Raw genomic sequence first — 24370 nt, forward strand, 5'->3', positions numbered from 1 at the left:
CAGGCCAGACCCGGATTATCCCGGACCCGGCCCGATGCGTTCCGCGGCGGAATTACCATGGAATCCAGCGATCGACGTGTTCGCCAGGAGGCAGCCATGGCCGCATCCGTTCGTCACCGCGACATCCGGCGCGGCCGCGGGCACCGGTTCATGGCGGTCGCCGGAATCGTCGCGATAACCCTCGCGGCCGCCTGCGGGACCTCGTCGGAGGAGGAAGTCGCCATCCCGACGCCGCCCGGCCCGGCCCCGATACCGGACCTCACCATCACGATCAACGACCTGAATTACAGCGCCATCCCGGCGATCACGCCGGGAGCGACCATCACCGTGGTCAATAACGACGCCATCCAGCACAGCGTCACCAGCCGACGACCGGGACTGTTCGACCACGAGGTCCAGCCAGGCCGGACCATCACCTTCACCGCCCCCACCGAAATCGGTTCCCACCCCTTCCACTGCCGATATCACGCCTTCATGGAGGGCTGGTTGAGCATCCGGCAATGACCTACCCGGTCGGATGCCTCGCGCGGTCGCGGCCCGGAGTTCGGGAAATGCGCTCGCAGGGAAGAGCGGGCGGTTCACAATAATCATCAGATGGCTTCACGTGGTCCCGTCGCTCGTGCCGATACGGCGGCTCCCACACCGATGGCCGGTTCGCGGTGGCGGGCGAGGCTAGGGAGGTCAGAGTGCGATGAGCAGCACACGTTATCTCCACTGGGTGACTCGATGCGCGATCGCGGGCGGGATCGCCGCGGCCGGACTGGCGTCGACCGCACCCGCGCAGGCGGACCCACTGTGGCCCGGTGGCCCGAATTTCCCGGGCGTGCCCGCGATCATTCCGACCATCGCGCCATGCGCCCCGAACGCACGACTGTGCTTGCGGCTCGGGACGAACGAGGCATGGCTGATCGACAATGGCACCGTGACCTACGGCGCCACCCCGATCTCACACGGGATGCCGGGGTACGAGACACCACCCGGCGTATTCCGGGTGGCGTTCAAGAAGGCGTATCACTGGAGCACCATGCATCACGCCCCGATGCATTTCGCGGTGTTCTTCAACGGCGATATCGCCACCCACATCGGACCGATCGAACACAAATCACACGGGTGTATCCGGATGACCCCGGAGGGCGCGGAGGCCACCTTCAACCACCTGTCACCGGGCGACGTGGTCGAAGTCGTGCCGTAGCCACCGCGGAGCGGGACACACCCGGCGAACGCTTCGTATGCCGGACTCGGCGCGCACGCCACCGCCCCACGACACCCCGTATCTGCTGGACCATCTCCCGACACAGTCGTCGAGTACGGCGGAAACCCCTCGAAAAAACGGTACCGCCGGTATCGACAATCTAGCAGGCGATACGCCTCCAGTTACCGGGAAACGGAAAGTGCGCTTCAAACCGCGGCCCCGATGCGGCGACCAGCCGCACCGGAATCGGGACTATCGTGGGTCTGTGGGCGTTATGGGCGAACTCTTCCCCGGTAAGAAGCTGAACGACGAGGACAGCCAGGACAGCAACGGCCAGGGACACCACCCACGGGTGGATCTCGATCTGGATGCCGGGGTGGTCCGGCTGTCCGGTCCCGGCACGGCCGCACCCGCGGACGAGCCGACCGACTGACTTCTCAGTTATCCGGCGGGAATTGTCCGTTCGCCTGGACCGACGTTCCGTTCAGGGTGAATGTCACCACGCTGGGCCCACCCTGCGGACAGCACAGCGGATCCTCGGGTTTCGGCCACCGGTACTGCACGGAGACCGTATTCCTCGTCTTGCCCAGGACTTCGGTATAGGCGTACGGCTGCGCCGTCGCGGTACCCAGATAGGCGCCGTCGGTGAAGAACAGGATATGGGTTCCGGGATGAATTCCCGGCCCCTCCACGGTCATCCATGACAGGACACCGGAACATCCCGCGTCGATCGGATCATTGCTCGCCTCCTGAATTTCCCATCCCGTCCCCGCCGGGGGCGATCCGAGCCGAGCGACCGCGGACGCGGCGAGTGCCGAATCGAGGTCGAAACACAGGCCGTGCCCGCTGCCGTTCGGCGCCGCTCGCACGGGGGAGGTCGAGGGTCCCGGTGTAGCAGCGGAATTCGGCGCCGCCGCGGGTTCGGACCGGTCAGCGGGCGTGCCGACCGGCGTGGACACGATGACGGAACTCGGCGGCAGCGCCAAGGGAACCGACGTTCCACCGGCGCCCGACTGCTCCGAGTCGCACCCCGCGGCGGCGATTCCCACACTCGCCGCGACCGCCACCCATGCCGACGATTTCCGGTGCACGATTCCCCCTCGATTCGGCGGCCGCGCGGAAAACCACACCACGGGTCCGCGTATTCATCGGATATGCGAAACCCATTGTCCCGCAATATTCCGCGGACGAATGTGAAATCGGATCACCAGTTCGGGGCCCACCTCGGCGAGTCCGGCGGTCGCGGTGATGTGCAGCCGGTCGACACCGTCGAGGTGGGCGTCCATCGTGTCGGGCGCGGTGTGGGTGCCCGGCACCAATTCCACTCCGGGCGGCAGTTTTCCGGCCGCCGCGGCCGGATTCCGGGTGAGCGCCCGCACCCGCTCTCCTCGGCGCACCAGTTCTGCGACGACATGGCGGCCGGTGTTCCCGGTTGCGCCCGTTACCAGTGTTGTCACGGTCGAGTTCCTTTCGTCGGAACCGACGCTAAGACCTCAACCATGATCGAGGTCAAGAAGGGACGTCCTCGACCTCGTTCACGCGCTGACGCCGTTCATTCCAAGGCAAGCACTTTCGCCTGGCCGGATACCACGATGTCGTTCTGATCGACCAGTGCGACCCGCACCTGCACGACAGCGCCCGCGGCCAACGGCGCCGCACCGTCGGCCGCCTTCAACGGAACAGCGGCGACATGTCGAGCGCCGTCACAGGTGACGGCGTTCTGGAGGCCGATGGCCGCCGGACGTTCCGCGGTGGGTTCCCCCACCATCGCCTGAATGCTTGTCACCCCGGCCGAGGCATCACAGCTGTAGTCGACGCTGACAGAGCTCGGCGCGGCGCCGGTGATATCGACGCCGTCGTCGGCGAGAGCGGGAGCCGCTGCCGACGCCAAGGCCGCGCCCATCGCGGCGAAGACGATCGGGGCGAGGACAGAGCGTTGCTGGTTGCGAATAGTCACCATGGATCTTCGTCCCTCCTTGTGTGGCGGAAAGAAATCGCTGAGCACAACGAGACGAGAACGCGGCCACGACGGCACCGCGCCCCTCCATCGTCCCCCTTTCGGCCGCCCCATGTGGGAGAACCGTCGCAACGCTCTCCTCTGTCGAGCCGTTCGGCCCGACCGCCCCGCTCCGCTATCGGTACGACAGACGGCTGAACACCACGCTCGCACCGGCGAATCCGGCGATCGCGAGCCCGATGCACCACAGGACAGCGAGCGTGGCGTGCTGTCCGGCGTCGGTGGCGTCGAGCAGCCTGCGCACCGTTTCCACGATGGGTGTGGCCGGTTGATTGTCGGCGAAACCACGTAACCACTCCGGCATGGTGGAGGTCTGAACGAACGCGCTGCTGATATACGGGATGAACATGATCGCGTAGGTGAGACCACCGGCCGCCTCGGGATTCTTGGCGACGAGCCCCAATGCCACGGCGATCCAGGAAATCGCCGTCACGAACAGGATGATCACCGCCGCCGCCGACAGCCATTCGACCGGACCGGCCTGCGGCCGGTAGCCCAGGACGATCGCCACGGCGACCGCGACCGCGATGGCAGCGACATTGCGGACGACACCCTCGGCGACATGTCCGGCCAGCACGGCCTGCCGGAACATCGGTAGCGTGCGGAACCTGTCGATACTGCCCCGCGTCATATCGGCCGAGACAGCCGTGGCCGTGATCGATGAGCCGAAACCCGTGCACAGCAGCATGATTCCCGGCACCACATAGTTCAGATAGGATCCGCCCACGTCGATGGCTCCACCGAACACGTAGGTGAACAGCATCATGACCAGAATCGGCATGAGTAAAGAGATGATCAGGGTGTCCCGGCTGCGCAGGGTATGCCGGACGCAGCGGCGGAACATGACGTAGGTGTCGTCGAGAATGTGCGTCCTCACCGGGCGGCGGCCTCGACGATGTCGGCGGCCAGGGCCGCGGCTCCCTCGGTCCGGAGAGTCTTCGCGAATACCTCGGCGCGGGAACGGCGTTCCGGCGTCAGCAAGGACGCCACGCCCTGTTCGAGTCGCGCCGCGCTCAGTTGCGTGAACTTCAGGTGCGCGCCCACCCCGAGACGTTCGACCTGCGCGCCCCACATGGGTTGTTCGAAGGACACCGAACACACCAGCGTCGGTAGTCCGGCGCGCAGACTCTCGAACAACGTCCCGATACCACCGTGGTGCACCGCGGCCGCACACCGTGGGAAGACCAGATCGTGCGCGAACGGACCGACCACCTTGATATCGGGGTCGACCCGCACGTTCGCGATGTCCAGATCGCTCCAACCCGCACTGACCAGCGCACGCACACCCAGCCGGGCCGACACCTCCGCCACCATCGCCAAGACCGCGCCCGCGTCGCGGATCGGCATACTGCCGAATCCGAAGAACACCGGCGGCGCCCCGGCGTCGATCCAGGACAGGATGTCCGCGTGATCGCCCGCGAGCTCGCCGACGGCTTCACGAGCGGCGTCATCGAGGGTCAGGAATCCGGTGAAGGGCCTGCGCTCATCCCATTGCTCGGGCAGCCCCGGAACCAGCGCCGGGTCGTAGATCTGTATTTCCGGGACATTCCCGGCGGCCAGCACCGAAGCGGTGCCCGCCCACGATTTCGGCAGCCCCAAGGTCGCTCGCAGGTCGTTGAGGTAGCGCATGAACACGACGCGGCGCAGATTCTCGGCGAACAGCCAGGTCGCCCGATTGACCGGCGCGGGCGGATTCCAGTGCGGCGGTAGCGCCCCGGGGAACGGATACGCACCGTTGGACCGGCAGGGAAAATAGTGCAGGCTGACCAACGGGACGCCCATCGCCTCGGCGACCGAACTCGCCCGGTCCTCGGTGACGGTGCTGGCCACTATCAGATCGGCGCCTCCACACACGTCGATGACCTCGCGGTTCATCTGCTCGGCGTAGTCGGCCATCTGTCGCGCCACCAACTGCATCAAGCGCAGGGTGTTGCCCGCCGCGAGGGCCTGCTGTCCGGCCTCCGAGCTGTAGAGCTGCTGCACGTCGGGGCCGCAGACCCGGGCGGCCAAACCCGCGGCGGTGACGAAATCGACCAGATTGGGCGGCGCACCCAACAGCACATCGTGACCGCGCCGCCGCAGTTCGAGTCCCAGTGCCACCACCGGCTGGACATCACCACGGGTTCCGGTGAGCGGAATCGCTATTTTCACGGCACTACTTTCGATGTTGTCGTACCCGTCGGCACGGCATGGCCACCGACGACTTCGGGTGCGGGCAACAGAATTATGGGCTCTCCCGCACGTGCCGGGCGTCGGTACAGTGCCCATTGTGCACATAGCGATGTTCATGGATTACCACCCGACCACGCTCGGCGGGATCCAGACCGCGGTCGCCTCGCTGTGCCGTGGACTCGAACGCGCAGGTCACCGTGTCACTCTCTTTGTCGCGCCGCTACCGGGCGCGGCGGCCGACGCGCCCGCGGATGTGGTGGCATTGCGCGCCGTCGGTGGTCTCGGCGTGAACGGCTACGCCGTTGTGCTGCCCACCAAGCGCAACGACGAGTTGGTCGATACCGTCTTCGCCGCACGCGGACCGATCGATCTGGTGCACACGCACACCACCTACGGGGTTGCCATCGCGGGGGCGCGGGCGGCACGCAGGCACCGGCTCCCCCTGATCCACACCGCCCAGAGCCGAGATGACGCGTTCATCGAAAACACTTCGCCCGCACCGTATCCGGCCGCACTCGCAATGCGCGCACTGCACGGCCGGTTCGTGCCGCACCGCCATCACATGCCCCGCCGCCCGGAAAGCCGGGCGGCGCGTCATGCCTGGTGGACGATCGTCGGCCAGGCCCAGACCGCGGATCAGGTCATCGCACCGACCCACCACTTCGCCGAACTGCTGCTCGCGCACGGCCTGACCCAGCCGATCCAGGTCGTATCCAATGGCGTCGACGACGAACTACTCGAAACCCGTGACGGCGCACCGGTCGCCGAACGGCAGGCGGGCACACCGCTGCGGCTGATCTGGAGTGGGCGGCTGTCCGCCGAGAAGCGGCTGCTCGAATCGATCGACGCCGTGCGACGCGTCGAGAACTGCACCCTCGACATCTACGGCGACGGCGACCTGCGCGCCGATGCGGCGGCGGCCATCGCCGAATTCCGGCTCGGGGATCGAATCCGCCTGCACGGTAGGGTCACCCAGGCCGAGTGCATGGCGGCCATGGCCGACGGCGACGCGCTGCTGTTCCCCTCCCTCGGTTTCGATACACAGGGCATGGTGCTGCTGGAGGCGGTGGCGGTGGGTCTGCCGATCATCTATTGCGATCCAGCCCTCGCCGAGTCGGTGCCCGCCGAGGGCGGTATTCGCACCGCGGATCCGTCGGCCGCGTCCCTCGCCGAGACCCTCACGGCGCTCACCGCCGATCGCGCCGCACTCACGCGGATGCGCGCGGCGCTCGGCCCGCACCGCGACTCGGTGCGGCAATCGCGTCAGCTGGAGACGGTGCTCGCGGTCTATGAGAAGGCCCGCGAGAACTCGGCGGGCAGTTCCGATTTGCCGATGCCGCAGTCGCTTTCGGAGATTCCGACGGCACCGGGACAGCTGCCGCTGGTCGGGCACAGCCTGCGGGCGCTGCGCGACGCCCCCGCATTCGTGACCTCGCTGTCGGAGCTCGGGCCGATCGTGCGCATCTTCTTCGGCCAGAAGACCGGATATCTGCTCACCACACCGGATCTGGTTCGCGAGGTCGGTCTGGGCGATGCCGAATTCAATCGGGAGGATCTGCGCGAGGCGATCAAGGATATCGCGGGCGGATCGGTCAACGTCCTGCGCGGCGACGAGCACAAGCTGCGGCGGCGCATGATCGCGCCCGCATTGCGCCAGAGCCGCCTGGCGGAATATACGAAATCGGCGGCCGACATCGCCGAAACCTGGTCGGCGGGACTGCCATCGGGCGGGCGCGTGAATCTCATGGACGAGGCCCACGGACTGGTACTCGACACCGTCTCCTCCACCCTGTTCACCGCCGAATTCAGCGATGACGCGAGACGCGAGATCCGGGACAATGTGCCGTGGCTGCTCAGTCAGGTCATCCTGCGCACCGCGCTACCGCCCCAACTGCGCAAGCTCCGGTTCGTCGCCAACCGGCGGTGGCGCACCAAGGCCCGCCACCTGCGGGGGGCCATCGGCGAGGTCGTCTCCGAATACCGGCGCCGCGATGAAGATTTCAACGATGTGGTCTCCGCCCTCATCCGCCACCGGGACAGCGAGACCGGTGCGATACTGTCCGACGAGCACATCATCGATGAAGCGATCCTCATGCTAGCGGGCGGCGTCGGTTCGATGGCATCGCTGACCGGATGGCTCTGGCACGAGGTCATGCGGCGGCCTCGGATCGCCGAGCAACTCTATGCCGAACTCGACGCTGTCGTCGGATCCGGTCCGGTGCGCGCCGAACATATCGGCGCACTGCCCTACCTGAAACAGGTTGTGGCGGAAACCCTTCGCTTCTGGGGGCCGTGGATCAGCGCCGGCACCGCCGACGGCGATATCACCGTCGGCGGGCTCACCATTCCGGATGGCACCGCCATCATGTTCAGTCCCTATATGGTCCAGCACGACAAGCGCTACTTCCCGAACCCGGAGTCGTTCGACCCGGCTCGCTGGTCACCCGAGCGCGCCGCCGATATCGACAAGAAGGCGAGCCTGTCATTCGGTGTCGGCCGCCGCCGCTGCCTGGGCGACCATTTCGCCCTGCTGGAGATCACCCTCGCGTCGGCGGCGCTGCTGGCCCGCTGGCGGCCGACGCCCGACCCGACCTACCCGGTCCGAGCCTCGAACCGGGATTTCGTCCTGTCCCCCTCGGCATTGCCCGTCACGCTCCATCCCCGCTAGGCCGTGTTTCCGCTGCTTGAAGTGGGTAGGCGCCCGGTCAGAAGGTCATTTCTCCAGATCTCTGGCGTACAGCTAGCAAATAGCTATTCTTGATCAAGAGTTCAGCGTATCCGTTTTCTACTGCCACACTCACCGGGTGTTGTTTGTCGGAGCAGCGGGACGACCATGACGATATTCAAAAATTCAGAAGCTCGTGACCCCAAGCGATATCTATGGGTTTTCGGTTTGATCGCTCCGGGTTGCGCACTGCTTCCCTCACAACTGGTGGCCCACACCGGGCAGGAATTGTTCTGGTGGATCGGCCCGATCATCGTGTTCGTGGCTATTCCATTGCTGGACTGGGCGGTGGGCGATGACGGAAGCAATCCTCGGGACGAGGACTACGAGGCGCTGTCCAACGACCGCTACTATCGTTGGTGCACTTTCCTTTTCCTGCCCATGCAATTCATCGGCCTGCTGATCGCGGGATACCTGTGGTCCAGAAACGAGCTGAGCCTTGCCGATAAGCTGGGACTCGCCGTGACACTGGGTGTCGTATCCGGTATCGGCATCAACGCGGCCCACGAGCTCGGTCACCGCTCCGAGCAGCTGGAACGATGGTTGGCGAAAATCGCTCTGGCACAGTCCGGATACGGGCACTTCTTCGTCGAGCACAACCGCGGCCACCACGTTCGCGTCGCCACCCCGGAGGATCCGGCCAGTGGCCGATTCGGCGAGTCGCTGTGGCAGTTCCTGCCGCGCAGCGTATTCGGCGGCTTCCGCTCGGCACTCGCCTTGGAACACGAACGCCTGTCCCGTAAAGGACGACGCTGGTTCAGCATCGACAACCATCTCCTACAAGCATGGTCGATGAGCGTCGCGCTATTCGGCATGATGATCGTGGTCTTCGGGCCCATGGTCATTCCATTCCTGGCGCTACAGGCAGTGATCGGCGCTGGATTGCTCGAGACGGTGAACTACGTCGAGCATTATGGATTGTTGCGCCCGCGCCGCGCCAACGGAAACTACGTACGGTGCACACCGCGCGACAGTTGGAACAGCGACCGTTTGATCACGAACCTATTCTTGTTCCACCTACAACGTCACAGCGACCACCATGCCAATCCCGGCCGCCGCTACCAGACCCTGCGCAGTTCCGAGCAGGCGCCACAGCTACCCGCTGGCTACGCCAGCATGGTCGTGCTGGCCGCCATACCCCCGCTGTGGCGGGCGGTCATGGATCACCGGGTGCTGGACCACTACGGCGGCGACATCACCCTCGTCAACACCAAACCCGGAGCCCGGCGTCGCATCGTCCGGCTCAACCGGGACCGGGATGCCGCGCGCTGATCGAGCTCGGAACGGGCCCCGGCGGGCGCCAGGGCAAGAGGCGCAGAGCTCTATGCGAGATCAATCCGGCCTGACCGTTCGAATGCCGCTGTGAACCGGTAGCACGCGGGGCGAGCTCGCGCAGGTCCACCGAGCCGAAGCAAACCTTTGACGACCTTCCCTCTAGCCTGTAACTTGTTAGCTAACAAGTAAGTTTTTTACCCGCAGTCGATCGGACCCCGCTGAACTGCGCAACAACCATCGATCGATCGGCGAACCACTTCGAACGGAGACCCTGATGGCGACCATGCGTGCACTCGTCGGCGGTGCCGGACCCGACTGGGAGGTCCGCGACCTCGACGTACCCACACCCGGTCCCGGCCAGATCCTGGTCCGCGTCCGTGCCGCGGGCGTCAACCGGGCCGACCTCTACATGCTGGACGGCAGCTATAGCCTGAACACCAAGACCAGCCACATCTATACCGCGGGCCTGGAAATGGCCGGCAAGGTCGAGGCCGTCGGCGACGGCGTGCACACCGTCGCCGTCGGCGACCGGGTCGGTGGCGCCGGGCTAGGCGCGTTCGCCGGATACGCGCTGCTCGACCACCGGCACGCTATCGCCATGCCCGCGCATCGGGCGTGGACGGACCTCGCGGCCTTGCCCGTCGGACTGGCTACCGAACACGACGCCCTCGTGACCCAGGGCGGATTCACCGCGGGCCAGAGCCTGCTCGTGCTCGGCGGCAGCTCGGCGATCGGCCTGCTCGGCATTCAGCTCGCCAAAGCGCTCGGAGCGAGCCTCGTCATCGCGACCACGACCTCGGGGGCGAAGACGGAAGCGCTCACCGCCGCCGGAGCCGACGTGATCGTCAATACCGAGACCGACACCCTCGCCGATGTCGTGGGCCGCGCCACCAACGGCGTGGGGGTCGACCTCGTCCTCGATCACCTGGGCGGGCAGGTGCTGGCCGACTCGCTGGCGGCCACCCGGCTCGGCGGTAGCATCATCAATATCGGCCGGCTCGCGGGCCACCAGGCAATGCTGGACCTCGATCAACTCGCATTCCGCCGGTTGCGGTTGCAGGGTACGACATTCAGCGTGCGCACTCCCCAGGAGTTGGGTCGGGTCTGCGCCGCGCTCGTTCCCGAGGTCCTGCCCGCGGTGGCGGCGGGCAGGATTCGTCCCGTCGTGGACCGCGTCTTCGGATTCGACGAGGCAAAGGCCGTGGCGGAATACATGCGCTCCTACCGGGCCATCGGCAAAGTCGTCATCGAAATGCCATGACCGCGGCGGTACTCGTCGGCGGCGGGACGCGTCACCGGACGCGCCCGCCATTCTCCGCTCTGGACACCCGCACCGAAAGAAGTCCTCTGCCATGAAGGTTCACCACCTCAACTGCGGCACGATGAACCTGCCGACCACCCGCCTGGTCTGCCACGTCCTACTCATCGAGACGAACAACGGCCTCGTGCTCGTCGACACCGGCTACGGCCTGCACGACATCGAGAATCCCGCGCGCCGTATCGGTCTCATGCGGCACTTCCTGCGCCCCGTGTTCGATCCGGAGGAGACCGCGGCCCGCCAGGTGGAGCGGCTCGGTTTCCGCCGCGACGACGTGCGCCACATCATCATCACCCACCTCGATCTGGACCATATCGGCGGTCTCGCCGACTTCCCACAGGCCAGCGTCCATATCACCGCCGCAGAGGTGCTCGGCGCGATGACCTCGCCGAGCTGGTCCGAAAATCGGCGGTTCCGCCCCGCCCAGTGGGCACACGGCCCGAAGATCGTCGAACACACCCCGCGCGGCGAGTCGTGGCGCGGGTTCGCCGCCGCTCGGGAACTCGACGAGATCGCTCCCGGCATCGTGCTCATCTCCCGGCCCGGGCATACGCGCGGGCACGCCTGCGTCGCCGTCGACGCCGGGCACCGCTGGATCCTGCACTGCGGGGACTGCTTCTACCACCCCGGCACGCTGGACCGCTCCGCACCGGTACCGGCCGTCCTCCAGGGCATGGAAGCCGCTGTCGCATTCGACCGGCAGCGGGTGCGGGAGAATCACGCCCGCCTCGGCGAGCTCTACCGGCGCGGCGAACCGGACCTGATGCTGATCTGCTCGCACGACCGGGGCATGTTCGAACACGCGAGAGCCACCGAATAGGACGTACGCCTGTGCGCCCGGATCGTCGTCGATCCGGGCGCACAGGCAGTCGGCTACCTCGGCACGGCCGACCGTCACCCTTCCCCGTCGGTGGTGACTTCGAAGGTGTTGAGGAAGTTGCACACCAGTTGGTAGAAGCCGACGGTGAGCACGAAATCGGCCAGCTGGGTGACGCTGAACAGTTCGAGTGCTTCCTTGCGGGCGGTATCGCTCAATGTGTGCTCGGCCAGCAACTGATCGGTCCACCGCAGCACGGCCGCCTCTTCGCGGCCGAGTCCCTCGCCCGCACCGGTCGCCGCGGCCGCGATCGCGTCCTCGCCCAGACCGACCGCGCGCGCGAACCTTTCGTGATGGTGCAGCTCATAGGGCGATTCGTAGACATGACCCACACGCAGGATCGCCAACTCCCGCAAGGGGAACGGCACCGAATTCGTCTGCAACATGGCATCGGCCATGGTCAGGAAGCTGAGTCCCATCCCGTGCGAGTGCGCGACCATCCGGTAGACGTTGGCCCGGTGCGTCGACAGCGCCTCCTGCAAGGCGGCGGGCAGGGTCGAGATCTCCGGGTATTCAACAGCGGTCATATCCGTATGTCCTCGTCCGCTCAGGCCAGCTTGTCGATTTCGCCGCGAATGGGGTCGCTGCCGTCCCAGGTGGCGGCGACCTCCCGGATGTATTGGAAGAATTGGCCCTTGGGGCCGCTGATATCGGAGATCTCGATGAAGTGCCCGAACGTCTTCTCGGTATCGAGGTATGCGAAGCGGCCCTGCTCGCCACCGATGGAGCCTTCGTGCCCGATCTCGTAGCCGAGACCCAATACCTTGTCGTAGAGCGCCTGGTAGTCGTCGGTCCAGTAGGCGATGTGCTGGAGTCCTTCCCGGCCCGAGTCGAGGAATTCCTTGTACAGCGACGGCGCGTCATTGCGGGGCTGGATGAGCTCGATCTGGACGTCGCCGGAATTGGCGAGGGCGACACTCATTTTCATGGGCGAAACGATTCCGCGATACGTGAAGAAATCCATCGGCACGTCGTGGACGTAGAACCAGGGTCCGATGCCCTGGTCGATCCAGCGCCGCATTTCGGCATTGATATCGCGTACGACGTAGCCCAACTGGGCGATCCGTCCGAAGATCCGACTCATGGCACAGCTTCTTTCTATCCGGGTGGTACTTCGCCGTCCGCCGTGGAGCAGAGGCGGGTGAGCAGTAGGTGTTCGATCTCGACGCGGCCCGCGTCGAGATCGAGGTCCGGGTCGAGCATTTTCTGGAGCGCGACGCCGCGCAGCATGGCGACGGTGACGGTCGCGAGGCCCGCCGAGTTGATATCGGGAGCGAATTCGCCTGCGGCCTGGCCCTGCACGATGCGGTTGGCCAGTTCTTCGCGGAATTCGCGGTCCGAGGCGGTGATGGCCGGACGTAGTTCCGATGGCGTGGCCACCGCGTCGGCCCACAGCACCAGGCGGGCCCGGTTCATCGGCGGCATATCGGAGACGACGGCGAAGTAGGCGCGTACGAATTCGAGCAATAAGTCCGCCCAGGAGGCCGACGCGGTCGCGTCGACGAGATCCTCCCGGAATCGCTCCCCCACGACGCCGACCAGACGCTCCATCATCGCGCCCTTCGAGCCGAAATGGTGGGTGACCAGCCCGCGGCTGTAACCCGCTCGGTCGCCGATGGCCGCCAGGGTGACCTTCGACGGGCCGATCTCACCGACCAGCTCCGCCGCCGACTCCAGCAACCTGCGCTCGGCCTCGGACCGCCGTTCCTCCTGCGAACGACGCGATGCGGCATCGGCTCGACTCATGACCATTCCTCCCGTGGGGTGACCTGTCGTCATGACGGTAGCCCGGGAGGCACGGCGGCCGACGCTCCCGGCCGGGCATCGTTCACACGGTCCCCTTCCGGCCGCCGCGATGGGTGATGTGCTCGTGCACGAACGTCGGGGCCGTCCCCGGGTTCGTCCATCGACGCGTCAGTTCACTGGAGGGGAAGAACTGCGGGAAGCGGCTGTCACGCTGCGACACATCGACGATCGAACGCTCCAGGATCAGCGAGTTGTATTGAGCGGCAATCGTTTCGACGGTATTGGCGTTCACCACCACACCCTGATCCCACTCCTGCGCCCACCGGCGCACGCCCAACAGCTTCGAATGCCGCGGGACAAGGCATTCCGCGGCGATGGCGTTCTCGCTGCTGGCCCAGATGCCGGTATCGGTATTCAGCACCAGCGTCTGATTTCCGGTGGTGTGTCCCGGCGTGGCGATCAGCGCGACGCCGGGACCGAGCAGCAGATCACCGTCGACCGGGGTGATCGCTTCCGGCCGCAGGTCCCGGTAGGTGTCGGGCTGGTACCACGGCCGTTGTTGCGGATGCAGGTGATCGAGCGCGTTCAGCTCCGAACGCTGCACCAGTAGACGGGCATTCGGGAAGATCGGCTCGAGCGGAGTCACCGCGCCCAGATCCGGCTGCGGTTCGGTGGTACCCAGCCAGCGCCGCACATCCTGGGTGTGCAGATGATCGAAGACGAGGTAGTCGATCTCGGCCGGGTCGATGCCCGCGGATCGCAGGTGCGCGAGCACATCCCGATGACGCCGCACGAACAACGTCTCCAGCGGCCCCGGCGTCCGTCTCGCCAGCGCGGCGAAATACGGTGTATTCGTGCCCAATTCGACATCACTGGGCTCGAACAGCAGCGTCCGCCGCCGCCCATCGGCCTCAGTCCAGCGCACGATCAGCATGCGATTGGTAATCGACAGAAACGGCGCCGGAGCCATCGATGCTCGCCACAACCCGAACCGGGTCGGATACGGCAGCGTGATCAGGTCATAGGTGTCGATCGAATCGGGAGTGCCGGTGAGCCGGAACTCCGCGCGGAAATCCGCGGCACAGGACGGAATCCTGGCCAGCACGGCACCGGGATCCAACGTCGGATCATGCAGGGGCGCCAAGTAGTCGATCCTCGAACCGACCACCGGCTCGGCGTTCAACGCGCTCACCACACCTCCTGAAAACTTCCTTGTTGACTAACAAGTTAATAGCGAAGGTGGCGCCCGTCAACCCCGGCCGAGCACGCCACCGACGGCTGCGGTCCGAATCGAGGACTAACCCCCGCTGCCGCCGGATGATTCACCCGGCACGGACACGCCGACCGTGAACGAGGCGCTCCGCCCGCGCGCCTCCAATCGGCCATCCCCCCAGCTCGCACTGCCATAGGCGTCGACCTCGATGGCGTACTCACCGACGGCCAGCGCCTCGGGCAACCGCATCGAAGTCCGGGGCCTCCCGTCGACGATGTCCAGATACATCCGGCGCGGTTCGTCGCCCAGCGCCACCAGGAATATCCGCGCGTACTCGAACTTCTTGTGCGGAGCCGACGGGGCGGCGGACGACCACCCGATATCGAGTGATCGACACGAGGCATCGGCGAACTCGACGGTGACCCGCAGGGCCGCCTCCCCTTCGAGCCCGGCCTTATCCCTCACGACATCCTCCTCGAGTGCCGAACCGGCGGCGTCTCAGCGTGCTTCCCTGGTGAAAACCAGGCTGGCACGGACAACCCGGCGAGGCAATGCGGATCAGGTCGTGCGTGGCGACCTGGTCGCCGGGCGCGATCGCGGGGCGGTTACACCCGCTCGGCCGGAATGCGCAGCGCGTTGACCCACAGTCGAGTCGCGGCCTCGACAAGATCATCGAGGGAGAGTTCGTCGTCGGTGGTGAAGTGGCCGAAGGCGAGTCGGCTGACCATTCCCGAGAGCGCTCGCGAGGCGAGCATCGCATCCAGCTTCCGATCCGCCAGACCGCGTTCCTGGAGATTCTCGATACTGCGCGCATTACGTCCGATGAACGCTTCGCCCCGCAGTCGGCGCAGCTCACGGAACTCGGGGTCGATATTGGCGACCTGTTCGAGCAGCACCATCAGTTTCGCATTGCGCTGGTAGGCGGTGAAGTAGGCACGGTTGGAGGCCTCGATGATCGACGCCGGATCGCCGTCCTCGGCCATCCGGGGCATGCCGGGGTGCATCATGTCCTCTTGGGCGACCACGAGCACGGCGGCGAAGATCTCCTCTTTGCTGCCGAAATACGTATAGAAGGTCCCGGCGGAGCATTTCGCGGCCGTGGTGATGTCGGACAGTTTCGTCTCGAGGTAGCCGCGGCTCTCGAACACGCTGCGCGCGGCGGCGATCAGCGCCGACCTGGTCCGCAGACCGCGCGGGGTCGCCGGTAGTTCGCGCAGCAGTGACGCCCGCGCCATCGACGGCGGCGCCTGCTCATCATCGATCTCGGGACCGGGGCTTTCCATGCAGCATTTATACGTCAGCTCGATCGACCGGGTCGGCAGCCGCTCGGCGCCGACGGCGTGGCCGGAACCCCCGTCCGAGTCCGGCCGATTCGAGATGCCGGCGCGAGCGACCAGAACGTGATCAGGCTCACTATCCGATTTCGGTTCCCGTGAGAATGGCTGCTGATCAGCGGTTTCCGAGGACCTCGCGGGTGGATCCGCGGGAAAAGCGGATGATTCGTGTCGGTGCCAACCGGAATACTTACGCGCGCCCGATGAGTTCGAGCGACCGATTCCGTCACAACCACCGTGGCGCCGGGACTCGATCTTGCGGCGTCACAGATGTCCCGCCAACACCCGACTCTCCGGAGGTACCGATGTCCGCCGACCCATCCGCTCCAGCCTCGGAAGGACGGACACCGACCGTCATCCGGGTGCTGGTACTCGCGACCTTCGTGGTGATCCTGAACGAGACCATCATGATCAACGCGATCCCGCGTCTGATGGCGGACCTCGAGGTCACCGAGCGGACGGCGCAGTGGGTGTCCACCGCGTTCATGCTCACGATGGCGGCCGTCATCCCGACCACCGGCTGGTTCCTCCAGCGGGTGTCGACCCGGCAGGCATATTCGGTGGCGATGGGGGTCTTCCTGGCCGGTACCGCGTTGTCGGCCGTCGCGCCGTCGTTCGCGGTACTCCTACTCGGGCGGATCATCCAGGCCGGCGGCACCGCGGTGATGATGCCGCTACTGATGACCACGCTGATGACCGTTGTGCCCGAGCACGACCGCGGTCGCGTGATGGGCAATGTCACCCTTGCCATTTCGGTGGCACCCGCGATGGGTCCGGTGATTTCGGGGTTGGTGCTGCAGGTCGGTTCGTGGCGTTGGCTTTTCGTGCTGGTGCTGCCCATCACCGGGATCATCACCTGGCTCGGCCTGCGTCAGCTGGAGAACGTCGGTGAACCGCAAGCCGGCGCGATCGACCCGGTCAGTGTGGCGCTGGCCGCGATCGGGTTCGGCGGGCTGGTGTTCGGGCTCAGTCGGTTCGAGAGCGACAACCTGGCCGGCCCGGCGCTGATCGTGGCGGCAGGCGCGGCCCTCATCGCGGTGTTCGCGCTCCGTCAGCTGCGCCTGCAGCGCACCGGCACTCCACTGCTGGATCTGCGGGTCCTGCTGGCAGGCACCTACACCAAGGCTCTGGTTCTGATGTCGGTCGCGTTCATGGCGATGCTCGGATCGATGATCCTGCTGCCGTTGTATCTGCAGAACCTGCGTGGTCTGAGTCCCTTGGCGACCGGTCTGCTGGTGATGCCGGGCGGGTTGGCGATGGGTCTGCTCGGACCGACCGTCGGGCGCCTGTTCGATCGGTTCGGCGGACGCATGCTGGTGATTCCCGGATCGATCGGAATCGCCGCGGCACTGGCCGGATTCACCCAGATTTCGATGACCATGCCCTACTGGCAGCTGATCGCGCTGCACATCCTGATGATGGTGTCGCTGGCCGCGACCTTCACCCCGGTCTTCACCCTCGGCCTCGGCGCGCTCCCGCAGCAGCTGTATTCGCACGGCAGTTCCATGCTCGGCACCCTGCAGCAGGTCGCCGCGGCCTTCGGGACCGCACTGGTGGTGACGGTGATGTCGGCTCGCAGCACCGAACTCGTCGCCGACGGTACCGACCCCATCGCCGCCCACCTCGACGGTATGCGCCTGGCCTTCCTCGTTTCCGCGGCACTCGCGCTGATCGTGATCGTGATGGCGGCGCTGCTGCCGAGCCGGGCCGCCGCCCCGGAAGCAGCCGAGGAGCCCGACGCCCCCGAACTGGTCAAGGGCTGAACGGGATTCAGTAGGACGAAGCCCCTGGCGACATCCTTCGCCGGGGGCTTCGTCGTACTCGGGCGTGGTACCTTGCCCCGTTTCAGCGTGAAGCCCACCAGCGTTCGGCGGCTTGCATCATGTCGTTTCCGACGTGTCCGAGGAACTCACCCATGTCGTGGAGCCGGGCTCCGGCGGGGGAAGTGACGCCGAAGGTCTGCGCGCCCTGCTGGACGGCTTCGGCGAGCATGAGGTTGGCGCGCGCACTCGCCAACCAGGAGCGGTACAGGGCGTCGTCGTCGATGATGTAGCGGTCGCGTCGCAGCAGAGGGTCGCGTTCTCTACGAATCATCTGCTGTTCTTCGAGGTAGATGACGGCGTTGGAGATCGACGCCGGGCTGACCTGTAGTTGCTGGGTCAATTCGGCGGCGGTCAGGCTGCCGCTGTCGGTGGTGCACAGGCGGGCGAGGACCCTGGCCATCATGCGTGGGAGTCCGGTCCCTGCCAGTACCGCGCCGAACCATTCCTCGAAGTCGCGTTCCGCCTGAGGTTTTCGCTCGGCGGCGGCCGTGGGCCGGGTAGCCGATCCGCTCCGGCGAGCGCGTTGGCCGGTGGCCTGTTGTGCGTGGTCGGCCCGATAGCCGTCGAGTCCCCCGTTACGGGATACCTCCCGGGCAATGGTCGAGGTCGGCCGTGCGAGGCGTCGGGCTATCTCGGCGAGGGAGAGTCCTTCGGCCAGCCCTTCGGCGATCTGCTGGCGGTCCTCATCGGTCAGCCTTTCTCCCGGCATGCGCTCCTCCTCGGCTTCGATGTCGTCGACAGCATGCACCCGACACTTCCTTCATTGCAACTGACACGCAGCAACCGTTGCATTAAAGATGCATAGTCATTGCAACGATGGTTTCTAATGACCTGGTAATTCATCCAATTTAGCAGATTCTGATTGACAAACTTTTGAATGCAACGTAGCTTTTGCGTCGTACTGAAATTGCTTCGACAGAGGATGAACCCATGGCAACCCCCGCGATCACGGCCACCGGGCTACGGAAGGCCTACGGCGACAAGGTCGTTCTGGACGGCGTCGACCTCACCGTCGACGAAGGGACGATCTTCTCGTTGCTCGGCCCGAATGGCGCGGGCAAGACCACGATGGTCCAGGTCTTGTCCACGCTGATCCGCCCCGACGGCGGCCGAATCCAGGTCGCGGGCCACGACCTGATCACCGACGGTGACGCCGTCCGCGCCGCGATCGGCGTCACCGGCCAATATTCCGCGGTAGACGGCATACTCACCGGACGCGAAAACATGATGTTGATGGCGAACCTGCACCGGCTGAGCCGGGCGGAAGGTAAGCGGCGCACCGCCGAACTGCTGGAGCGGTTCGAACTGACCGAGGCTGCGGACAAACCCCCGGCGACCTACTCGGGCGGCATGCGCCGCAAGCTCGATCTGGCGATGACCCTGGTCGGCAACCCTCGGATCATCTTCCTGGACGAGCCGACCACCGGCCTCGACCCGCGCAGCCGACGCACCATGTGGGATATCGTCCGCGGCCTGGTCGACGACGGCGTCACCATCTTCCTCACCACGCAGTACTTGGAGGAGGCCGATCAGCTTGCCGACCGGATCGCGCTACTCGATCACGGAAACCTGATCGCCGAGGGCACCGCGGAAGAACTCAAGCGTCAGATCCCCGGCGGCCACATCGTGCTGCGATTCGCCGACCCGGGCCTGCTCTCCGCCGCCCGCGCGGCCCTCGGCCAGGGATCCCCCGACGGCGAAGCACTCACCCTGCAAGTCCCCGGCGACGGCAGCAGCGCCTCCCTGCGAGCTCTGCTCGCCCGGCTCGACGAACACCAAATCGCCTTCGAAGACCTGTCGGTTCACACCCCGGACCTCGACGACGTCTTCCTCACCCTCACCGGCACCGCCCGCACCACCGATAAGGAATCCGTCCGATGAGCACTCTCGCCCACACCGCACACGATTCGGCGACGATGCTGCGCCGCAACCTTCAGCACATGCTGCGCTACCCGACCCTGACTTTGATGATCATCGGCATGCCGATCGTCTTCCTACTGTTGTTCGTCTACGTCTTCGGCGGCACCCTGGGCGCGGGTCTACCCGGGCATTCGGGTGGCAGCCGCACCGACTACCTCACCTACATCGCCCCCGGAATCATCCTGATGACAGTGGCTTCCGCGACCACCGCCACCGCGGTGTCGGTGGCCACCGATATGACCGAGGGCATCGTCGCCCGCTTCCGCACCATGGCGATCTCCCGAGCGTCGGTACCGATCGGACACGTCGTCGGCAGCATGATTCAAGCGCTGCTCGGCACCGCCGTCGTTACCGGCATCGCGGTACTGCTCGGCTTCCGCGCCACCACCAGCCCGCTGCATTGGCTCGGCGCCGCAGGCATCGTTGTCCTGTTCACCCTCGGCCTCACCTGGCTGTCGGCCGCACTCGGCCTGATCGCCCCTTCGGTCGAGATCGCCAGCAATATCCCTATGCCGCTGATGCTGCTGCCGCTGTTCGGCAGCGGTTTCGTCCCGACCGACTCGATGCCGACCGCACTGCGCTGGTTCGCCGAATACCAGCCCTTCACACCCATGATCGAGACGGTCCGCGGACTGCTGACCGGCACACCGATCGGCAATAACGGGATCATGGCCATCGCGTGGAGCCTCAGCATCACCCTGGTCGGAGCGCTGTGGGCCAGAAAGCTCTACAACCGCGACCCCCGCTGACCGCACCCCCGAAACAGCCCGTCGTGCAATGCGCGACGGGCTGTGGGCCGTCGGCCGGACAAGATTCGCTGGCATAGGCTCACGGAATGGCAAGCGCGAGTATGTGGTCCGTGATCACTACGACACCTATATCGGAGCTGTCGGTCTCGACTGCCGAACCGTATGCGGCCCGGCAAGGGTTCTCGGTCTGCGGCGATCGTCAGACGCGAATGTTGTTGAGTGCCGCGAGATAGTCGGTCGGGTCGATGGCCTTTCCATCGCGCCTGACCTCGTAGTGCAGATGGGGCCTTGTGGATTTGCCGGTGGATCCCACGGCGCCGATCTGGGTCCCCGCGGGGATCTCGTCGCCGACCTTGACGCGGATACTGCCCTCGGTTTGGTGGGCGTAGATGGATACGGTGCCGTCCGGCGCGCGAACTTAGGTCGACGCCCTCGGTGCGATCACGTTCAGCTCGCACAGCCGCACCAGGGTTTCGGGCACCTCGCCGTCGAAATGGGCCAGGCTGGGTGCGATCACGGCGTCGGCGTCCATCGCCCGGACGGCGTTGACCAGGCGCTGTTCGGGGTCGTCGGTCTGGTCGCCGAATACGACCGTCTTGGCGAGTGCGTAGCCGAGACACTTAGCGCGAGCGCGAATCCCGGTCTCGTCCCATTGCTGTGTGCCGCGCGAGATATCCCTGCGAAGGTAGCCGATCGCGGTCGGCGCCGACCTCATGATGTCCTCGACTGACGCGCCGGGACATCGATGACAGCCCGCCGCGAGTCGACCGCACGAAGGCTTTTCCGCGCTCGCTGAGACCCCACGTGGTCGACCGCAGGGTTGGGACAGCGGTGATCAGTCCGCGGTCAGCGAGCGCCATCACTGCCTTGTGTATCTCGTGCCGTTTCAGCACTTCGATAACTTCACGGAGCTCATCCTCACTGTGCGGGCCGGTAGTTCGGATGGCCCTCACGACCCGGGCCTCGTGTGTATTCATACGATCCCCTCACACCCCTGCTGGCGCGATCCGGTTGGAGGGCTGGCGCGATCCGGTTGGAGGCACCCGACACCGGGGATCGAGCTCGCCGATGCCCGGCGGGACCGGGCCGGTGGGGGCTACCACCAGCACCGCCAGAGGTGGCCGATCACGACGATGAACCCGAACGTGATCCATCCGTCGCTGATCATCGAATCTCGTTGTTCTGCACAGAGATCGGTTCGATGTCGATCACCGGCATAGACACTGCCGCAATCGTCGACGTCACTTCGGCGTGGAGTTCTTCGGGGTCGACCGGCCAACCATCGTCATCGACGAACGACCATGTGCCGTCGTCGTGGTGCAGGAATGTCATGCCGCCATCCGGGGCCAGCGCCAGCTTGCGGAGGTCTTCATCGTCGCGTTGTGCGGGTAGGTCCATCTCCAGCCCCCTTCGCTGTCGGCGTTGGCAATCCCCGCGCTTAGGCGTCCGGCTGGACCCGACGCGGGGGCTGAAACAAACGCTAGGCGTGCGTATTTCGCTCGGTAACCACCTTGCGGTCCACAAGAGTCCACAAGCGCGACAACGCCCGGTTAACGTTGGTCTCATGAACTCCAGCGGGGAGAACGTCACAGGTGAGAGGCTCCGTGCTGCGCGGGAAGCGGCCGGACTCAGCCTGTCCGCCCTGGCGGCGCGGGCGAACTTCTCCAAGTCGTTGCTCGGGATGCTGGAGAACGGGCAGCGCCAGGTCAGGCCCGAGCACATCACCGCCTATGCCCACGCCCTGGGGATCGGATCGGCGCTGTTCGTGGAACCAGCCGACGGTGAGCGGGCAACGGCGGAATGGATTCACCGAGTCGCCGCGTCCGACCTGGGCGGGGACACGCTGGACCGCCTGGAGCTGGCCGTGGACGAACTGGCAGCGGCGTACCCCACCACGCCACCAGGCGAACTCCTGGTGCGTATCCGGCAGCATCTCGGCTACGCCGGACGTCTGATGGACAGCCGGAAGACCTTGATCCAGCACCGCCGGTTGCTGGTCACGGTCGGCTGGATGTCGCTGCTGGCCAGCACATGTCATATCGACTTGGGCGAGCCCTCCGCCGCAGCGGCGCGGGGACACCTGGCGTGGAAGCTGGCAGACGAAGCGGGGCACCGCGAGATCGCCGCATGGTGCCTGGAGACGCGGGCATGGCAACAGCTGATCGGCGGCGAGTTCACCGCTGCGGCAGAGCTGTCCCGCGCCGCGCAGTCCCTTGCCCCGGAGGGCAGTTCGGCGTTCATCCAGGCCACCGCCCAGGAGGGCCGCGTGTTGGCACGGCTTGGGGACAGCAAGGGCACATACGGGGCGCTACGCCGCGTCGCCAGGCTGGTTTCCGGGCTGAGCACGCCCGACCGGCCGGAGCACCATTTCCGGTACGACCCGGCGAAATCGGATACCTACGTGGCCACCACACTGGCGTGGATCGGTGATCCGGCGGCGGAGTCCTACGCCCGGCACGTCCTCGCCGATCTGGTGGGGGCCGCGTCCGTCCGACCGCGTCGCATCGCGATGGCGAACCTGGACCTTGGGCTGGCTCTGGTCGCGGCCGACAAGCCTGATGAGGCGGCGGACGTGGCGCTGGCCGTGGTGACCTCCGGCAACCTGGTGCCCTCCCACTACTGGCGCGTGTCCGAGGTAGTCTCCGGTATCGAACACCGGGATGTTACGGACGCGGCCATGGTGCGCGAAGCGTTCCGCGATACCTACCAGGTTCAGGCCGCATCCACAGCTCGACGCCGAATTTGGAGTTGACCAGAACCGAGCTCAGTCAGCCGTCGTCGTATCGGAGGATTCTTTCGGCCGAGCGGCGGTGATACTTGCTCCCTCAGACCTGCCAGCGCAACGATAACCGGCACCGGCGGCCAACGAGAAGTCTGTGTTCGCCCTGAATCAAGCTGCCTGGGGCGAGCGAGGAGTACCTAGAGGTGTCACCCGATTCCAGAAGATCGCGGTTGCTGCCGCGCGGGAAGACCACTACCGCTGCTCAGTTCCGCTCATCCTGATAGCCTTCCGGTCGGTACCGTTCCGGCTTCGCCGGTCAGTTCTATCGGGGGATAGCATGCGCACGTCCGGACTTTTCGCTGCGGCAATGGTTTTCGCGATCGCCGCAGCTGGATGTTCGTCGGTCTCGGGTACCGCACTGCCTGAAGGCGCTGTCGATCCCTGTTCGGTGCTGCCGCTCGAGGTCGCCGCCAAATACATCCAGGCAGATAAGCCGGTGGCGCTGCGCAAGGGCATCGGCGCGGACGCTCACCATCCGGCTGGTTTCGCCGAGTGCAGGTACGGCACGGTCCTCGACACCGGCGTGACGCTCGGGTTCCCGCTCGGCAAGGCAGCGCCGGACCTCGCGGATCTCGCCAAGTCCGCATACAAGTCCTCCGGCGGCGACACCACTGTCGGTTCCGACAAGGCGTACCTGACAACCACCGAGGTCGAGGCCGTGATCGCGGTGCAGCACGGCTCGGTTCAGTTCGTCGTGCGCTGGCGGCGCCTGAGCCAGGGACAATCCATCACCGAAGATCAGCTCAAAGATCTGGCCACCACGGTGGCCGGGCGGCTCCCGGTCCAATTCACGCTGCCGAACCGAGATATCCCGCCGCAATGCCACAAACTCGCCCGCATCATCGATATCACCGGAGCACCGACAACATCCTTCGGCAGCGCCACCGACGACAAACTCACTTGCGATTTCGCCGGGCCCGACGGCATCCTGCAAGCGGAGTCCTGGGCGGTGTCGGACACGGTGATCCAGGGCTCCATCCGCACGAGTCGCAAGGTAAGTCCCGAAACCGAATTCAACCCGCCGTTGGCTGCTGGAACCGTCACCTTCGTACAGGAAAGCCAATTCGATGGGCTCGCGGTAGAGGTGCTCGGGGAGAAATGCGGCCTGATCACCGTGCGCTTCAAGGCGCCCGCCTATGACCGTAAGCGCGGCAAAGACTTCGACGACGCCGAACGCGGGTTTGTCACCAACTTCATCGGTGCCGCCGAGAACTGGAAGAAGTGACG

At 65.9% G+C, this 24370-nt stretch carries 26 protein-coding genes and 1 pseudogene; 12 read left to right on the forward strand and 15 right to left on the reverse strand.

Annotated elements, in window-relative coordinates:
• Window positions 1-96 precede the first annotated feature (96 nt).
• The 3 genes from AB0H61_RS21075 (at window position 97) to AB0H61_RS21085 (ending at window position 1625) form a co-directional block, all read left to right on the forward strand.
• On the forward strand, window positions 97-504 hold the full coding sequence (locus AB0H61_RS21075) for a cupredoxin domain-containing protein (protein ID WP_357306991.1): 408 nt from the start codon (window positions 97-99) through the stop codon (window positions 502-504).
• Window positions 505-691: 187 nt separating this feature from the next.
• A complete protein-coding gene (locus AB0H61_RS21080; protein ID WP_357306993.1) occupies window positions 692-1192 on the forward strand; it encodes a L,D-transpeptidase in 501 nt (166 codons plus the stop codon).
• Window positions 1193-1457: 265 nt separating this feature from the next.
• Entirely contained in the window at window positions 1458-1625 is a 168-nt protein-coding gene (locus AB0H61_RS21085) for a hypothetical protein (RefSeq protein ID WP_357307305.1), read from the forward strand.
• 4 nt (window positions 1626-1629) lie between these two features.
• On the opposite strand, the gene AB0H61_RS21090 is transcribed toward AB0H61_RS21085, so the two are convergent.
• The 5 genes from AB0H61_RS21090 to AB0H61_RS21110 all read right to left on the reverse strand — a co-directional run bounded on the left by AB0H61_RS21090 (window position 1630) and on the right by AB0H61_RS21110 (window position 5360).
• Window positions 1630-2283, reverse strand: coding sequence for an LppP/LprE family lipoprotein (locus tag AB0H61_RS21090; protein WP_357306995.1), 654 nt, complete (start codon window positions 2281-2283; stop codon window positions 1630-1632).
• A 54-nt stretch (window positions 2284-2337) separates the two neighbouring features.
• Window positions 2338-2649 carry an NAD(P)H-binding protein gene (locus AB0H61_RS21095; protein ID WP_357306997.1) on the reverse strand — a complete coding sequence of 104 codons (312 nt, stop codon included), beginning with the start codon at window positions 2647-2649 and terminating at the stop codon, window positions 2338-2340.
• A 95-nt stretch (window positions 2650-2744) separates the two neighbouring features.
• Window positions 2745-3152, reverse strand: coding sequence for a hypothetical protein (locus tag AB0H61_RS21100; RefSeq protein WP_357306999.1), 408 nt, complete (start codon window positions 3150-3152; stop codon window positions 2745-2747).
• 172 nt (window positions 3153-3324) lie between these two features.
• Window positions 3325-4086 (reverse strand): ABC transporter permease, encoded by a 762-nt coding sequence (locus AB0H61_RS21105; RefSeq protein ID WP_357307000.1) that lies wholly within the window; start codon window positions 4084-4086, stop codon window positions 3325-3327.
• The gene (locus tag AB0H61_RS21110) at window positions 4083-5360 is read right to left on the reverse strand and encodes a glycosyltransferase (RefSeq protein WP_357307001.1); all 1278 of its coding nucleotides are present in this window, start codon (window positions 5358-5360) and stop codon (window positions 4083-4085) included. Before AB0H61_RS21110 ends, AB0H61_RS21105 begins: the two co-directional genes overlap by 4 nt.
• A gap of 118 nt (window positions 5361-5478) precedes the next feature.
• Here AB0H61_RS21110 and AB0H61_RS21115 point away from each other — a divergent pair, with 118 nt between their 5' ends.
• The 4 genes from AB0H61_RS21115 (at window position 5479) to AB0H61_RS21130 (ending at window position 11519) form a co-directional block, all read left to right on the forward strand.
• A complete protein-coding gene (locus tag AB0H61_RS21115) occupies window positions 5479-8049 on the forward strand; it encodes a cytochrome P450 (protein WP_357307003.1) in 2571 nt (856 codons plus the stop codon).
• A 165-nt stretch (window positions 8050-8214) separates the two neighbouring features.
• Entirely contained in the window at window positions 8215-9378 is a 1164-nt protein-coding gene (locus tag AB0H61_RS21120; RefSeq protein WP_357307005.1) for an alkane 1-monooxygenase, read from the forward strand.
• A gap of 277 nt (window positions 9379-9655) precedes the next feature.
• The gene (locus AB0H61_RS21125; protein ID WP_357307007.1) at window positions 9656-10642 is read left to right on the forward strand and encodes a zinc-binding dehydrogenase; all 987 of its coding nucleotides are present in this window, start codon (window positions 9656-9658) and stop codon (window positions 10640-10642) included.
• Between the two features lie 91 nt (window positions 10643-10733).
• Entirely contained in the window at window positions 10734-11519 is a 786-nt protein-coding gene (locus AB0H61_RS21130; protein ID WP_357307009.1) for an MBL fold metallo-hydrolase, read from the forward strand.
• A gap of 74 nt (window positions 11520-11593) precedes the next feature.
• Here the strand turns inward: AB0H61_RS21130 and AB0H61_RS21135 are convergent, their stop codons facing one another.
• From AB0H61_RS21135 to AB0H61_RS21160, 6 genes are all read right to left on the reverse strand, one after another.
• Entirely contained in the window at window positions 11594-12103 is a 510-nt protein-coding gene (locus AB0H61_RS21135; RefSeq protein ID WP_357307011.1) for a carboxymuconolactone decarboxylase family protein, read from the reverse strand.
• Window positions 12104-12123: 20 nt separating this feature from the next.
• Window positions 12124-12660 (reverse strand): VOC family protein, encoded by a 537-nt coding sequence (locus tag AB0H61_RS21140; protein ID WP_357307013.1) that lies wholly within the window; start codon window positions 12658-12660, stop codon window positions 12124-12126.
• Between the two features lie 14 nt (window positions 12661-12674).
• On the reverse strand, window positions 12675-13322 hold the full coding sequence (locus tag AB0H61_RS21145) for a TetR/AcrR family transcriptional regulator (RefSeq protein ID WP_357307015.1): 648 nt from the start codon (window positions 13320-13322) through the stop codon (window positions 12675-12677).
• 82 nt (window positions 13323-13404) lie between these two features.
• Window positions 13405-14514, reverse strand: a complete 1110-nt coding sequence (locus tag AB0H61_RS21150) for a hypothetical protein (protein ID WP_357307017.1) — start codon at window positions 14512-14514, stop codon at window positions 13405-13407.
• Between the two features lie 105 nt (window positions 14515-14619).
• Window positions 14620-15000: a hypothetical protein gene (locus AB0H61_RS21155; protein ID WP_357307019.1), complete on the reverse strand. Its 381-nt coding sequence runs from the start codon at window positions 14998-15000 to the stop codon at window positions 14620-14622.
• Between the two features lie 140 nt (window positions 15001-15140).
• Complete coding sequence (locus tag AB0H61_RS21160; RefSeq protein WP_357307021.1) at window positions 15141-15818, reverse strand: TetR/AcrR family transcriptional regulator; 678 nt, start codon at window positions 15816-15818, stop codon at window positions 15141-15143.
• 356 nt (window positions 15819-16174) lie between these two features.
• Here AB0H61_RS21160 and AB0H61_RS21165 point away from each other — a divergent pair, with 356 nt between their 5' ends.
• Window positions 16175-17632 (forward strand): MDR family MFS transporter, encoded by a 1458-nt coding sequence (locus AB0H61_RS21165; protein WP_357307023.1) that lies wholly within the window; start codon window positions 16175-16177, stop codon window positions 17630-17632.
• Between the two features lie 82 nt (window positions 17633-17714).
• Here AB0H61_RS21165 and AB0H61_RS21170 read toward each other — a convergent pair whose 3' ends face one another.
• On the reverse strand, window positions 17715-18440 hold the full coding sequence (locus AB0H61_RS21170; protein WP_357307025.1) for a helix-turn-helix domain-containing protein: 726 nt from the start codon (window positions 18438-18440) through the stop codon (window positions 17715-17717).
• A 182-nt stretch (window positions 18441-18622) separates the two neighbouring features.
• On the opposite strand from AB0H61_RS21170, the gene AB0H61_RS21175 reads away from it, so the two are divergent.
• Both AB0H61_RS21175 and AB0H61_RS21180 read left to right on the forward strand, forming a co-directional pair.
• A complete protein-coding gene (locus tag AB0H61_RS21175; RefSeq protein WP_357307027.1) occupies window positions 18623-19573 on the forward strand; it encodes an ATP-binding cassette domain-containing protein in 951 nt (316 codons plus the stop codon).
• Entirely contained in the window at window positions 19570-20361 is a 792-nt protein-coding gene (locus AB0H61_RS21180; RefSeq protein ID WP_357307029.1) for an ABC transporter permease, read from the forward strand. The genes AB0H61_RS21175 and AB0H61_RS21180 overlap by 4 nt, the downstream gene beginning before the upstream one ends.
• A 199-nt stretch (window positions 20362-20560) precedes the next feature.
• On the opposite strand, the pseudogene AB0H61_RS21185 reads toward AB0H61_RS21180, so the two are convergent.
• The 3 genes and pseudogenes from AB0H61_RS21185 to AB0H61_RS21195 form a co-directional block, all read right to left on the reverse strand.
• Window positions 20561-20764, reverse strand: a pseudogene (locus tag AB0H61_RS21185) (M23 family metallopeptidase); the annotation flags it as partial.
• Window positions 20765-20779: 15 nt separating this feature from the next.
• On the reverse strand, window positions 20780-21076 hold the full coding sequence (locus AB0H61_RS21190) for a hypothetical protein (protein WP_357307031.1): 297 nt from the start codon (window positions 21074-21076) through the stop codon (window positions 20780-20782).
• Between the two features lie 449 nt (window positions 21077-21525).
• On the reverse strand, window positions 21526-21759 hold the full coding sequence (locus AB0H61_RS21195) for a hypothetical protein (RefSeq protein WP_357307033.1): 234 nt from the start codon (window positions 21757-21759) through the stop codon (window positions 21526-21528).
• Window positions 21760-21925: 166 nt separating this feature from the next.
• Between AB0H61_RS21195 and AB0H61_RS21200 the strand changes: the two genes are divergently transcribed.
• Together AB0H61_RS21200 and AB0H61_RS21205 are read left to right on the forward strand one after the other, a co-directional pair.
• Window positions 21926-23113 carry a helix-turn-helix transcriptional regulator gene (locus AB0H61_RS21200; protein ID WP_357307035.1) on the forward strand — a complete coding sequence of 396 codons (1188 nt, stop codon included), beginning with the start codon at window positions 21926-21928 and terminating at the stop codon, window positions 23111-23113.
• 124 nt (window positions 23114-23237) lie between these two features.
• Complete coding sequence (locus tag AB0H61_RS21205) at window positions 23238-24368, forward strand: hypothetical protein (RefSeq protein ID WP_357307037.1); 1131 nt, start codon at window positions 23238-23240, stop codon at window positions 24366-24368.
• Window positions 24369-24370 lie beyond the last annotated feature (2 nt).

It is taken from the genome of Nocardia sp. NPDC050710, assembly GCF_040654375.1.
Taxonomy (GTDB): domain Bacteria; phylum Actinomycetota; class Actinomycetes; order Mycobacteriales; family Mycobacteriaceae; genus Nocardia.

What these genes read in the sequence shown, in the direction of transcription:
- AB0H61_RS21075 (WP_357306991.1), top strand. Translation starts at nt 97, where the DNA reads ATGGCCGCATCCGTTCGTCACCGCGACATCCGGCGCGGCCGCGGGCAC.
- AB0H61_RS21080 (WP_357306993.1), top strand. Translation starts at nt 692, where the DNA reads ATGAGCAGCACACGTTATCTCCACTGGGTGACTCGATGCGCGATCGCG.
- AB0H61_RS21100 (WP_357306999.1), bottom strand. Translation starts at nt 3,152, where the DNA reads ATGGTGACTATTCGCAACCAGCAACGCTCTGTCCTCGCCCCGATCGTC.
- AB0H61_RS21120 (WP_357307005.1), top strand. Translation starts at nt 8,215, where the DNA reads ATGACGATATTCAAAAATTCAGAAGCTCGTGACCCCAAGCGATATCTA.
- AB0H61_RS21125 (WP_357307007.1), top strand. Translation starts at nt 9,656, where the DNA reads ATGGCGACCATGCGTGCACTCGTCGGCGGTGCCGGACCCGACTGGGAG.
- AB0H61_RS21130 (WP_357307009.1), top strand. Translation starts at nt 10,734, where the DNA reads ATGAAGGTTCACCACCTCAACTGCGGCACGATGAACCTGCCGACCACC.
- AB0H61_RS21135 (WP_357307011.1), bottom strand. Translation starts at nt 12,103, where the DNA reads ATGACCGCTGTTGAATACCCGGAGATCTCGACCCTGCCCGCCGCCTTG.
- AB0H61_RS21140 (WP_357307013.1), bottom strand. Translation starts at nt 12,660, where the DNA reads ATGAGTCGGATCTTCGGACGGATCGCCCAGTTGGGCTACGTCGTACGC.
- AB0H61_RS21145 (WP_357307015.1), bottom strand. Translation starts at nt 13,322, where the DNA reads ATGAGTCGAGCCGATGCCGCATCGCGTCGTTCGCAGGAGGAACGGCGG.
- AB0H61_RS21160 (WP_357307021.1), bottom strand. Translation starts at nt 15,818, where the DNA reads ATGGAAAGCCCCGGTCCCGAGATCGATGATGAGCAGGCGCCGCCGTCG.
- AB0H61_RS21165 (WP_357307023.1), top strand. Translation starts at nt 16,175, where the DNA reads ATGTCCGCCGACCCATCCGCTCCAGCCTCGGAAGGACGGACACCGACC.
- AB0H61_RS21175 (WP_357307027.1), top strand. Translation starts at nt 18,623, where the DNA reads ATGGCAACCCCCGCGATCACGGCCACCGGGCTACGGAAGGCCTACGGC.
- AB0H61_RS21180 (WP_357307029.1), top strand. Translation starts at nt 19,570, where the DNA reads ATGAGCACTCTCGCCCACACCGCACACGATTCGGCGACGATGCTGCGC.
- AB0H61_RS21190 (WP_357307031.1), bottom strand. Translation starts at nt 21,076, where the DNA reads ATGAGGTCGGCGCCGACCGCGATCGGCTACCTTCGCAGGGATATCTCG.
- AB0H61_RS21195 (WP_357307033.1), bottom strand. Translation starts at nt 21,759, where the DNA reads ATGGACCTACCCGCACAACGCGACGATGAAGACCTCCGCAAGCTGGCG.
- AB0H61_RS21200 (WP_357307035.1), top strand. Translation starts at nt 21,926, where the DNA reads ATGAACTCCAGCGGGGAGAACGTCACAGGTGAGAGGCTCCGTGCTGCG.